Raw genomic sequence first — 11,990 nt, 5'->3', positions numbered from 1 at the left:
CGCCGGCCCCCCCCCCCGGCCCCGCCGGGGGGGGGCGGGGGGGGCCCCAACACCGCGCGCGGGGGGCCCCGGGGGGCCGCCCGCCCCCCCCCCCGGGGGGGGGCCCGGGGGGGCGGCGGGGGCCCCCCCCCGCCGTCGTCGTCACAGCAGCGGGGTGCGGCGCCTCTCAGCGGTCCGCTTCCAGCGCCTCCAGGTCCTCGTCCTCGTCGAGGTCGGCGTCGAGGTCGGGATCGAGGTCGTCCTCGATCTCCTCCTCGGCCTCGTCCACCTCGTCGATGTCGTCCAGCTCGTCGTTGATCTCGTCGTCGAAGACCGCGCTGACGTCGAAGCGGCACACCACCCGCTGCGGATCGACCTGCTCGAAGGGGGCTTCCAGCCAGGAGCCGGGCTCGGCCGTCTCGTCGGCCGCGGTCACCCACAGCGTGGAGTCGCCCTCCTCCAGACCGAACTCCTTGGGCCGGGAGGCGATCTCGTCCGCCTCGAACTCGTCGAAGAGGATGCCGAGCGCGCCGTGGATCGTGGCGGAGGCCTCCGTGCCCGTCCCGTCGCCGACCGCGGCCTCGACCCGCTGTGCCTGGGCCAGCAGCCGCTGCGGCTCCGCCACGGCGTAGTCACGGCGGATCAGCACGCTCACCGCGTTCGGCTCCTCCGGGCCGGTGTACGGCGGCAGGGAGTCGTCCGTACCGGGGATCTCGAAAGGCGTGACCTCGTCATAACGGTCGTAGAGCAGCTCGTCGTAGACCTCGGCGGCCGCGGCGAGCTGGTTGAACGCCTCGTAGACGGCCGGGTCGTCCTCCCCCGACCGGCCTTCGACCGCGGCCAGGTGGCGGTCGAGCGCGGTCTTGACCGCCTCGGCGGCGGCGCGTACCTCGGCAGCGGTGGGCTGCGCAGCATCAGACATAGTGCAGACGCTATCCGTACCGGGGCTCTGCCCGCACAATAGATGCGATGCCGGAATACGAATTTGTCGACGTGTACGTACCGCGCGGGGTCTCCCGCAAGGACGCCACACGTCTCCTGACGGACCATGCCGAGTACGGACACTGGGAATTGGACCGACTGAGCCTGCTGCGCGACGGCAGTCGCAGGGTGCGGCTGCGCCGGCGGATCATCCGCCAGGTGCGCGCGACGTGGTGAGCTGAGCCGGGCGCGACGGAGCGGGCCCCGACGGTGCGGGGCCCCTCCGTCGCGCAGATCACATGTCCCGGTCGCGCAGATCACATGTTCCCGGGTGCTACGCCGAAGCGCGCGCCTTGCGGTAGAGGACCGCGCCCGCGAGCAGCGAGCCCGCTCCGACGGGCAGCACGAGGCCCAGCGGCAGCTCGCTGCCGGTGTGCGCGAGCTGCGGGAGGCCCTGGGACCGGACGGCGGAGTGGGCGCCGCGCTGGTCGACGTGCGCGGAACCGATCGGCGTCTGGACGCCCTTGACCGGCGAGGTGCCCGGCGAACCGGGGTGACCGGGGGTGCCGGGGTGCACGGGAGTACCCGGGTGACCTGGCGTCCCGGGGTGACCTGGCGTCCCAGGGTGTCCCGGAGTCCCCGGCGGGGTCGTGCCGTGGCCGCCGCCCGGAGGCCTGCCCGGGTGACCACCGCCCCCGTGGTGACCCCCTCCGTGGTGACCGCCACCCTCGTGACCCCCGCCGCCCTGGTGGCCCCCTCCGTGGTGACCGCCCCCCTCGTGACCGCCACCCCCGTGGTGTCCGCCGCCGCCCGGAGGTGTGCCGTGGTGGTGCCCGCCGCCGTTCCAACCGCCGCCGTTGGCGCAGTCGTTGCCGGTGACGGCGTTGCCGATGCCGATGACGTCGACGCTGTTGCCGCACACGTTCACCGGGACGTCGATCGGTACCTGGACGTGGTTGCCGGAGCCGACACCGGGCGAGCCGGTGGCGTGTCCGCCGGCGTACGCGCCCCCTGAGCCGCCGTGCGCTCCGTGTCCGCCGGAGCCCCCGTGCCCGCCGGAGCCGTAACCACCGCCGGAGCCGTAACCTCCGTCGTCGCCGTAACCGCCCGACGAGCCATGGCCACCGCCATGGCCGCCACCGCCACTGTGACCACCGCCGTAGCCACCGCCCTTGCCGTCCCCACCCTGGTTGACGCACTTGTTGCCGACCGCCGGGTTGAGGATCCCGACCACGTTCACGGTGTTGCCGCAGACGTTGACCGGCGCATGCACCGGTGCCTGCACGGTGTTGCCGGAGAGCACGCCGGGTGAGTCCGCACTGGAGCCGTTCGCGCCCGAGTCCGCGTGGGCGACACCGCCCGCGGCGGCGATCACTCCGGTCGCCGCCGCCACGGTCATCAAACTCTTGCGGGTGACTTGTCGCATTGCTGAATTCCCCCCTGCCTTCATTCCTGACTGAAATTCCTCACGCGGCTTCTCGCTCGACTTCTCGCTCGACTTCTCGCGCAAAGACCGTCGGCCCCGGAGCGCATGGCGCGCACTCCGGGGCCGAGGACGTGGTCACCCCTCAGAGGGGCGACGTCACTTGTTGATGCAGGTGTTGCCGAAGGCGGGGTTCAGCACGCCGATCACCGAGATCGTGTTGCCGCACACGTTCACCGGGACGTGCACGGGCACCTGGATGACGTTGCCGGAAACGACACCCGGGGAGTGCACGGCGGCACCCTGGGCACCCGAGTCGGCGACGGCCAGGCCCGCTCCCGCGAGAACCAGGCCACCAGTGGCAGCCGCAGCGGCGACGACCTTCTTGATCATTATTCCTCCTTGTTGGCAAAAGCGATCTCGTGTTGCCGATCGCATCACCTGTAACGAGGAAGGAGTAATGGAGCTACGAGCTTATGAGCACATTCACTCGTCCCAGTCGCCTCCGCACACGCGGTCGAATTCAGGTGTCAACGGACGTCGACCGCCGTCTCACGACGCGTCGATGAACCGGTCCAGCACCCGCACACCGAATTTCAGCCCCTCCACGGGCACCCGCTCGTCGACGCCGTGGAACATGCCCGCGAAGTCCAGCTCCGGGGGCAGCTTGAGCGGTGCGAAGCCGAAGCCCCGGATGCCCAGGTCGTCGAAGGACTTGGCGTCCGTACCGCCGGAGAGCATGTACGGGATCGCCTTCGCGGTCGGGTCCTCGGCCAGCAGCGAGGACTGCATGGCCTCGACGAGAGGCCCGTCGAAGGAGGTCTCCAAGGCCTTGTCCGAGTGCGCGCCCTCACGCTTCACCTTCGGCCCGAGGATCCGGTCGAGGTCGGCGAGGAACTCCTCCTGGTAGCCGGGCAGGAACCGCCCGTCGACGTGCGCGGTGGCCTCGCCGGGGATGACGTTGACCTTGTAACCGGCGTTCAGCTGCGTCGGGTTGGCGGTGTTCCTGAGAGTGGCGCCGATGAGTTTGGCGATGCCGCCGAGCCGGGCGAGGGTGGACTCCATGTCCTCGGGGTCGAGCGGGGTACCGAGCGCGTCGCCCAGTTCGTCGAGGAAGGCCCGCGTCGTCTTCGTGACCCGTACCGGGAACTTGTGCCGGCCGATACGGGCGACCGCCTCCGACAGCTCGGTGATCGCGTTGTCCCGGTGGATCATCGATCCGTGCCCGGCGGTGCCGGCCACGGTCAGCTTCATCCAGTGCATGCCCTTCTCAGCCGTCTGGATCAGGTAGAGCCGCCGCTCCTCGCTCACGGTGAACGAGAACCCGCCGACCTCGCTGATGCCCTCGGTGACGCCCTCGAACAGCTCGGGGTGGTTGTCGACGAGGTGCCGCGCCCCGTACGTACCGCCCGCCTCCTCGTCCGCGAGGAACGCGAGCACGATGTCGCGCGGAGGCCTGCGCCCGCTGCGCAGCCGGTCGCGGACGACCGCCAGGGTCATCGCGTCCATGTCCTTCATGTCGACGGCCCCGCGCCCCCACACGCACCCGTCCGCGACCTCGCCGGAGAAGGGGTGGTGGGTCCAGTCCGCCGCGTTCGCCGGCACGACGTCCAGGTGGCCGTGGATGAGGAGCGCGGGCCGGGAGGGGTCCGTGCCCTCGATCCGGGCCACCGTGGAGGCGCGTCCCGGGTGCGACTCGAAGATCTTCGCTTCGAGGCCCACCTCGGCGAGCTGCTCGGCGACGTACTCGGCCGCCTTGCGCTCACCCGGGCCCGAGTGGTCGCCGTAGTTGCTGGTGTCGATCCGGATCAGCTCGCGGCAGAGGTCCACGACCTCGTCCTCACCGGTGACGCCCTTGGCCGTGTCCGTGTCGCTCACGCTGCTTCCTCCCACTGTCACTGCTGGTGGTCCTCTCCCTCATCCTCCCCCTCCCCGGCCCGCGCCCCAAGGGCGGTCCGCCCCCGTCACACGCCGTTCACGCGGGAAAGGGGGGCGAACAGGGGGTGATCGGCCACCCCTGGAAGCCTGGTAATGTTTCCTTCGTCGCCGCGGGGGAAACCACGCGCGACAGACACCTTGTCCGGGTGGCGGAATGGCAGACGCGCTAGCTTGAGGTGCTAGTGCCCTTTAACGGGCGTGGGGGTTCAAGTCCCCCCTCGGACACATCGCAGGCGAGGGCCGCGACCACCAAGGTCGTGGCCCTCGCCGCATTTGTGGGGGATGTCTCCTTCGGATTGAAGATCACCAGGCCAGAGCGTTGCCGGACGCTCACGGAGCGCCCCCGTCCGGCTTCCCCGAGTGGCCGTCGGCAGGCCGGGCGCATAGCGTCGTACTAAAATTTCCGGCTTGTTACGGAACGGAGCTGGAGCCGGACAACCCCAGGCATACCTGCGGGCCCGCCAGCACCCCGGATGTTTCCGGGTTCGAGACGCGAGGACCGATGGCAGCCATACACGAGAGCAGTGCTCTCGGGCTTGACGAAGAGATCCGCACCCAGTTCGGCGATACGGCACGTTTCTCCGCGGCGCCGGCCGCCTCGGCCCGCACGCTCGTCGACATCCTCGACGCCTCGGTGCGGTCGTATCCCGACGAACTCGCCCTGGACGACGGCACCGTCCGCCTCACCTACCGTGCGCTGGCCGTCGAGGTGGAGACCCTGCGCCGCACCCTGGCCGCGGCCGGCGTCGGCCTCGGCGACCGGGTCGGCGTCCGCGTCCCGTCCGGGACCAACGATCTCTACGTCGCGATCCTCGCCGTACTCGCCGCCGGTGCCGCCTACGTTCCCGTCGACGCCGAGGACCCGGACGAGCGGGCCGAGCTGGTGTTCGGCGAGGCCGATGTGCGGGCCGTGATCGGTGCCGAGCACGCGCTGACCGTTCTCGGGCACAGCGACGCCCCGGCCGCCCGGCCCGGTGTCGAGCAGGACGCGTGGATCATCTTCACCTCCGGCTCCACCGGCAAGCCCAAGGGCGTCGCCGTCACGCACCGCAGCGCGGCGGCCTTCGTGGACGCCGAGGCGGCCCTGTTCCTCACCGACGACCCCATCGGTCCGGGTGACAGGGTCATGGCGGGGCTGTCCGTCGCCTTCGACGCGTCCTGCGAGGAGATGTGGCTGGCCTGGCGCTACGGCGCCTGCCTGGTGCCCGTCCCTCGCTCCCAGGTCCGCAGCGGCGCCGACCTCGGCCCCTGGCTGGTGGACCAGGACATCAGCGTCGTCTCGACCGTGCCGACCCTGGCCTCCCTCTGGGAGCCGGAGGCTCTGAACGACGTACGCCTGCTGATCTTCGGCGGTGAGGCCTGCCCGCCCGAGCTGGTGCAGCGGCTGGTCACCGAGGGCCGCGAGGTCTGGAACACCTACGGCCCGACCGAGGCGACCGTCGTCGCCTGCGCCTCCCTGATGACCGGCGACGAGCCCATCCGCATCGGACTGCCCCTGAACGGCTGGGAGTTGGCCGTCGTCGACGAGGCCGGGGTGCCCGTCCCGATGGGCGGCAGCGGGCAGTTGGTGATCGGCGGGGTCGGGCTCGCCCGCTACCTGGACCCCGAGAAGGACGCGGAGAAGTACGCGCCCCTCGAATCGCTCGGCTGGGAACGGGCGTACCGCAGTGGTGACTTGGTCAAGGCCGAGCCCGAGGGGCTGATCTTCCTCGGCCGGGCCGACGAGCAGATCAAGCTCGGCGGGCGCCGGATCGAACTCGGCGAGGTCGACGCGGCCCTCCAGGCGCTGCCCGGGGTCGCCGGTGCGGCTGCCGCCGTACGCACCGCGCGCAGCGGCAACCAGCTGCTGGTGGGCTATGTCGTGACGCAGGAGGGCTGGGACCAGGCCGCGGCCGTCGAGAAGCTGCGGGCCGAACTGCCCGCCGCCCTCGTGCCGTTGATCGCCCCGGTCGAGGACCTCCCCACCCGGACCTCCGGCAAGGTCGACCGGAACGCGCTCCCCTGGCCGCTCGAAGGCCTGGAGACCGCCGGCGCCAAGGAGCAGCTCTACGGCACGGAGGCCTGGCTCGCGGAGCAGTGGGCCGAGGTGCTCGGCATCCCGGTGAGCGGTGCCGCCGACGACTTCTTCGCGATCGGCGGCGGCAGCCTGGCCGCCGCCCAGTTGACCACGCGGCTGCGCACCCGGTACCCGAGCGCGGCCGTCCTCGACATCTACCAGCAGCCCACACTCCGCAAGTTGGCCCGGCACCTGGAGGACTCCGCGCAGGGCGACGGCACGGCGCGGGTGATCGCGCCGGTGCCGACGCGCGCCAAGGTGATCCAACTCCTCGCGCTGGTCCCCCTGTTCACGCTCGTCGGCCTGCGCTGGACGGTGGCACTGGCCGCCCTCGGCAACGTACTCAACGGCTACGCGTGGCTGCCCACCGCCTCGTGGTGGCTGGTCGGCGCCGGTGCGCTGCTCCTCTTCAGCCCGCCCGGCCGGCTCGCGATCGCCGCGGGCGGTGCGCGGCTGCTGCTGCGCGGGGTGAAGCCGGGACGCTACGACCGTGGTGGCGGCGTCCATCTGCGGCTGTGGGCGGCGGAACGGCTGGCCGAGTTCAGCGGGGCGACCGCGCTGACGGGCTCGTGGCTGGAGCGGTACGCACGCGCCCTCGGCGCCAAGGTCGGCCCGGACGTCGATCTGCACTCCCTCCCCCCGGTCACCGGCATGCTCAAGCTGGGCCGCGGTGCGGCCGTCGAGTCCGAGGTGGACCTCTCCGGCTACTGGCTGGACGGCGACCGCCTGGAGATCGGCCCGGTCAAGGTCGGCGCGCACGCCGTCGTCGGCACGCGCAGCATGCTGTTCCCCGGCGCCCGGGTGGGCAAGCGGGCCGAGGTCGCGCCGGGTTCGGCCGTCACCGGCACCGTCCCGACCGGCCAGCGCTGGGCGGGCGCGCCCGCCGTCAAGCTCGGCAAGGCCAAGCGCAACTGGCCCAAGGAGCGCCCGCAGCGGGGCACGTACTGGCGCGCGATGTACGGCGTGACGGGCTTCGCGCTCACCATGCTGCCGGTGGTCGCGGGCGCGGTCGCGCTGCTGGTGACCAGCCTGTTCGTGGCACCGGGCGACGGTCTCGGCGAGGCCCTGCGGGGCGCGGCCCTGGCCCTGGTCCCGGCGACACTCGCCTTCGGGCTGGCGTACGCGCTGCTGATCCTGATCGGTGTACGACTGCTCAGCCTGGGTCTGCGCGAGGGTACGCACCCCACGCACAGCCGGATCGGCTGGCAGGCGTGGACGGTCACGCAGCTGATGGACCTCTCCCGCGAGACCCTGTTCCCGCTGTACGCCGGGCTCGTCACGCCGGTGTGGCTGCGGCTGCTCGGGATGCGGATCGGGCGGGGTGCGGAAGTGTCGACCGTGCTCGCGCTGCCCAGCCTGACCACCGTCGGCGAAGGTGCCTTCCTGGCCGACGACACATTGACCGCGCCGTACGAACTCGGTGGTGGCTGGGTGCACATCGGGCGGGCCGAGATCGGGCGGCGGGCGTTCCTCGGGAACTCCGGGATGACCGCGCCCGGGCGGAGCGTGCCGGACGGCGGGCTCGTCGGGGTGCTGTCGGCGACGCCGAAGAAGGCGAAGAAGGGCACGTCGTATCTGGGGCTGCCGCCGGTGAAGCTGCCGCGGAGTTCGAGTGGCGGCGACCAGAGCCGGACGTACGACCCGCCGGCCCGGCTGCTGTGGGCGCGCGGTCTTGTCGAGCTGTGCCGGATCGTGCCGGTGTTCTGCTCGGCGGGTCTGGCCGTGCTGACCGTGGCCGCGCTGTGCGCGCTCGGTGCGTGGGCGCCACTGCTTGCGGGGCTCGTGCTGCTGGCCGTCGGCGCGCTGGCCGGGCTGATCTCGATCGTGGCCAAGTGGACCCTGGTGGGACGGCACCACGGTGCCGAGCACCCGCTGTGGAGCGGCTACGTGTGGCGCAACGAGCTGGCGGACACCTTCGTCGAGGTCGTGGCGGTGCCCTGGCTGGCCGGTTCGGTACCGGGTACTCCGGTGCTGACGGCCTGGCTGCGCGGGCTCGGCGCGCACATCGGCAAGGGCGTCTGGGTGGAGAGCTACTGGCTGCCCGAGACCGACCTGGTGACCCTCGGAGACGCCTCGACGGTGAACCGCGGCTGTGTGCTCCAGACCCACCTCTTCCACGACCGGATCTTGCGGACGGATACTGTGGTCCTCCGTGAGGGCGCGACGCTGGGTCCTGGCGGAATCGTCCTGCCCGGCAGCGAGGTCGGGGCGCGCACCACTCTTGGCCCCGCCTCGCTCGTGATGGCGGCGGAGTCCGTCCCGGACGACACCCGCTGGCTGGGCAATCCGATCGAGTCATGGCGACCCTGAACACAGGTCACGCGGCGTCGGCTTCGGAGGGCGGTGCACGGGTACGAGATACGAGCACAGCGCAGGGAGCAGACGCAGCAGTGACCGTTCAGCAGGCGGCGGGTCCGGACCCGTATTTCCCGGCAAACGGCGATGCCCGCTACCGGGTGCACCGCTATGAACTAGCGCTGGACTACCGCCCCGGCCCGAACCGTCTCTCCGGCACGGCCCGTATCAACGCCATAGCGGGCCGTGCGCCGCTGCCCGAATTCCAGCTGAACCTGGGCGACTTCAAGATCGGCCGGGTCCGGGTGGACGGCCGCCAGCCGCACTACACGCACCGCGGCGGACGGCTGCGCATCCGGCCCGCGAAGCCGCTGCGGGCCGGTGCCGCGTTCACCGTCGAGGTGCACTGGTCGGGCAACCCCAAGCCGGTCGCCAGCCCGTGGGGCGGCCTCGGCTGGGAGGAGTTGACCGACGGGGCGCTGGTGGCGAGCCAGCCGATCGGGGCGCCGTCCTGGTACCCGTGCAACGACCGGCCCGCCGACAAGGCGTCGTACCAGATCTCGATCACCACGCCGTCCGCGTACGCGGTGGTGGCGGGCGGGCGGCTGCTGACCCGAACGACCAAGGCTTCTACGACCACTTGGGTGTACGAGCAGTCGGCGCCGACGTCGAGTTACCTCGTCGGGCTGTCGATCGGCAAGTACCAGACGGTGCTGCTGGGCGACCCGGGTCTGGGTGGCGTCCCGCAGCACGGGCACATCCCGTCGGACCTACTGCCCGAGTTCTCAAGGGACTTCGCGCGGCAGCCCGCGATGATGGAGCTGTTCCAGGACCTGTTCGGGCCGTACCCCTTCGACGAGTACGCGGTCGTCGTGACGGAGGAGGAGCTCGATGTCCCCGTCGAGGCACAGGGGTTGTCGCTGTTCGGCGCCAACCACGTTGACGGGGCCCGGGGTTCGGAACGGCTCGTCGCGCACGAGCTGGCCCACCAGTGGTTCGGCAACAGCGTGTCCATCGCCGACTGGCGGCACATCTGGCTGAACGAGGGCTTCGCCAAGTACGCCGAGTGGCTGTGGTCCGAGCGCTCGGGCGGCCGTACGGCCCATCAACACGCCGCCGCCGCGCACCGGTTGCTCTCCACGCTCCCCCAGGACCTGCGGCTCGCCGACCCCGGCCGCAAGTCGATGTTCGACGACCGGCTCTACGAACGCGGCGGGGTCACCGTCCACGCGGTGCGCTGCGCGCTGGGCGACATCGCGTTCTTCCGCATGCTGCGGAGCTGGGCGAGCCTGCACCGCAACGGCACGGTGACGACAGCGACGTTCACGTCCCACGCGTCCCGGTTCACGTCCGAGCCGTTGGACCAGCTCTTCGAGGCGTGGGTGTACGGGACGCGGTTGCCGCCGATGCCTTCGGCGGAGACGGGGATCGCGGTCTGAGCGGTCAGCTCCGTTGCGGGTGGGGAACTGACGGAGTATCAAGTGACTTCACGGGGTGAGGTCATGGCGTCTGTGTGGAATCGGCGGTGCGCGGAGACAGGTGAGTGGCTGGAGGTCTACGGGGAGACGGAGCCGCATTCCATTCCGCTGGAGCGGATCTTCGCCAGGGAGTCCCGACCGTCCCACCACTTCACGGGGAATCTGTACGTCTGGACGCTCGGGTACCTCGGGGACGCGCCGCCGCACCTGAAAGTCGAGCTGCTCTTTCCGGCTGTGGGCAATTGGCGAGTGAAGGATCTCCAGGCGGTCGTCTACCACCTTCCGCCGGTAAAAGCGGAGCGGGCGTGGAGATCCACCCTGGCCGAGGATCTGCACACAGCCGCCCCCTTTGCGCAGGCCGTCGGGGAAGTCACGGCTGCCGTCGGCACCTACCCGGCACTCGCCCCGGTGATGGCTGCCGTCGCTCACCTGACCGCACACAGCGCACCTCAGATGCCCAAGCACGAGTGGTACGTCAGGAGAATCCACCGCAAGGTCCAGGAAACCTTGTACACAGGGGTCGAGTGGATCCTCCCGCCAGGGTTTGTGAAGCAGATCGGCACCCGGGTCACCGGCGCCCTCCTGGTGCAGTTCGTCAAAGCCACACCCGCCGACGGGGAGCCCCAGAGGGCGGAGCCGGAGCTCCTCGCCCGCGCGACACTGGAGCACAAATGGTTCCGGCTGACGCGGTCGAGCGTTGATCTGCCCTACGCGACCCTGCCTCTCAGCGTCACCCCGGCACAATGGTCCCCATGCCCCGACCCACCTCCTGCCCCTGCGGCCTCCCCACCCCCTACGACACCTGCTGCGGCCGGTACCACTCCGGCACCGCCGCCCCCACCGCCGAGGCGTTGATGCGCTCCCGCTACAGCGCCTTCGTGCGGCTGGACGCGCCCTATCTGCTGCGCACCTGGCACCCGCGGACCCGGCCCGCCGCACCCCTCGAACTCGATCCGGGGATGCGGTGGACCGGGTTGGAGATCCTCGGCACGAGCGGCGGGTCGGCGTTCCACTCCGCGGGGACCGTGACGTTCCGGGCGTCCTACCAGGGCGGCTCGGTCCATGAGCGCAGCCGGTTCGAGCGGGTCGACGGGGCATGGGTCTACGTCGACGGGGAGTTCCTGGACTAGCCCAACTACGGGGCGAGGATGTCGAGTTCCTGAAGCGCGCCGACCGTGATCTCGCGGGTCAGGGTCTCCGCGCGGACCGCGTCTCCCTCACGGACCGCCTCCGCTACCTGGACGTGCAGGGTGACGGCGGCGGGGTCGGGGTCCTCGAACATGACCTCGTGGTGGGTGCGGCCGGCGAGGACCTCGGTGACGACGTCGCCGAGGCGGGCGAACATCTCGTTGCCGGAGGCGGCGAGGATGACCCGGTGGAAGGCCACGTCGTGGACGAGGTAGGCCTCCAGTTTGTGGCCGCGCGAGTTGGCCACCATGCCGATCGCGCACTCGGTGAGTTCCGCGCACTGCTCCGCCGTGGCGAACTTGGCGGCGAGACCCGCGGCGATCGGTTCGATCGCGGAGCGCAGCACGGTGAGTGAGCGCAGTTGCTGCGGGCGGTCGGCGCCGGCCAGCCGCCAGCGGATGACCTGCGGGTCGTAGACGTTCCACTCGGACTTGGGGCGGACGGTGACGCCCACGCGGCGGCGGGACTCGACCAGGTGCATGGACTCCAGGACGCGGACCGCCTCGCGCATCACGGAGCGGGACACCTCGAAGTCCTTGGCGAGTTCGTCGGTGCGCAGGACGCTGCCCGGCGGGTACTCGCCCGCGGTGATGGCGGGGCCGAGGGAGTCGAGTACGCGGCCGTGCAGCCCGCGGCCCGGAGTGGTCATGCACTCAGCGTACGGGGCGCATCACGGAAGCTAAAAGTCAGACTTATTCGTCACAGACTCTTG

The 11,990-nt window shown here is 71.1% G+C and carries 9 protein-coding genes and 1 tRNA gene; 5 read left to right on the top strand and 5 right to left on the bottom strand.

Annotated elements, in window-relative coordinates; all coding sequences use genetic code 11:
* Positions 1 to 166: 166 nt before the first annotated feature.
* The gene (locus ACIQBL_RS43530; protein ID WP_401953296.1) at positions 167 to 901 is read right to left on the bottom strand and encodes a hypothetical protein; all 735 of its coding nucleotides are present in this window, start codon (positions 899 to 901) and stop codon (positions 167 to 169) included.
* 47 nt (positions 902 to 948) lie between these two features.
* Here ACIQBL_RS43530 and ACIQBL_RS43525 point away from each other — a divergent pair, with 47 nt between their 5' ends.
* Positions 949 to 1,137 (top strand): DUF5703 family protein, encoded by a 189-nt coding sequence (locus ACIQBL_RS43525; RefSeq protein WP_005485166.1) that lies wholly within the window; start codon positions 949 to 951, stop codon positions 1,135 to 1,137.
* 97 nt (positions 1,138 to 1,234) lie between these two features.
* Here the strand turns inward: ACIQBL_RS43525 and ACIQBL_RS43520 are convergent, their stop codons facing one another.
* The 3 genes from ACIQBL_RS43520 to ACIQBL_RS43510 form a co-directional block, all read right to left on the bottom strand.
* Positions 1,235 to 2,326: a chaplin gene (locus tag ACIQBL_RS43520; RefSeq protein ID WP_401953293.1), complete on the bottom strand. Its 1,092-nt coding sequence runs from the start codon at positions 2,324 to 2,326 to the stop codon at positions 1,235 to 1,237.
* 156 nt (positions 2,327 to 2,482) lie between these two features.
* Positions 2,483 to 2,716: a chaplin ChpH gene (gene chpH / locus ACIQBL_RS43515; RefSeq protein WP_043681560.1), complete on the bottom strand. Its 234-nt coding sequence runs from the start codon at positions 2,714 to 2,716 to the stop codon at positions 2,483 to 2,485.
* 159 nt (positions 2,717 to 2,875) lie between these two features.
* Positions 2,876 to 4,201, bottom strand: a complete 1,326-nt coding sequence (locus ACIQBL_RS43510; RefSeq protein ID WP_401953290.1) for a M20/M25/M40 family metallo-hydrolase — start codon at positions 4,199 to 4,201, stop codon at positions 2,876 to 2,878.
* A 200-nt stretch (positions 4,202 to 4,401) separates the two neighbouring features.
* On the opposite strand from ACIQBL_RS43510, the gene ACIQBL_RS43505 reads away from it, so the two are divergent.
* The 4 genes from ACIQBL_RS43505 to ACIQBL_RS43490 all read left to right on the top strand — a co-directional run bounded on the left by ACIQBL_RS43505 (position 4,402) and on the right by ACIQBL_RS43490 (position 11,220).
* Positions 4,402 to 4,486 (top strand) — tRNA-Leu (locus ACIQBL_RS43505).
* Between the two features lie 277 nt (positions 4,487 to 4,763).
* On the top strand, positions 4,764 to 8,627 hold the full coding sequence (locus ACIQBL_RS43500) for a Pls/PosA family non-ribosomal peptide synthetase (RefSeq protein ID WP_401953287.1): 3,864 nt from the start codon (positions 4,764 to 4,766) through the stop codon (positions 8,625 to 8,627).
* Between the two features lie 80 nt (positions 8,628 to 8,707).
* Complete coding sequence (locus ACIQBL_RS43495) at positions 8,708 to 10,051, top strand: M1 family metallopeptidase (RefSeq protein ID WP_401953284.1); 1,344 nt, start codon at positions 8,708 to 8,710, stop codon at positions 10,049 to 10,051.
* A gap of 791 nt (positions 10,052 to 10,842) precedes the next feature.
* Positions 10,843 to 11,220, top strand: a complete 378-nt coding sequence (locus ACIQBL_RS43490) for a YchJ family protein (RefSeq protein WP_401953281.1) — start codon at positions 10,843 to 10,845, stop codon at positions 11,218 to 11,220.
* Between the two features lie 5 nt (positions 11,221 to 11,225).
* Here ACIQBL_RS43490 and ACIQBL_RS43485 read toward each other — a convergent pair whose 3' ends face one another.
* Positions 11,226 to 11,927, bottom strand: a complete 702-nt coding sequence (locus ACIQBL_RS43485) for a FadR/GntR family transcriptional regulator (protein ID WP_401953279.1) — start codon at positions 11,925 to 11,927, stop codon at positions 11,226 to 11,228.
* Between the last annotated feature and the right edge of the window lie 63 nt (positions 11,928 to 11,990).

The sequence above is a fragment of the Streptomyces sp. NPDC088350 genome (assembly GCF_044753545.1).
In the GTDB taxonomy this organism is placed as follows: domain Bacteria; phylum Actinomycetota; class Actinomycetes; order Streptomycetales; family Streptomycetaceae; genus Streptomyces.
This window is presented reverse-complemented; position numbering and strand designations above follow the sequence as displayed.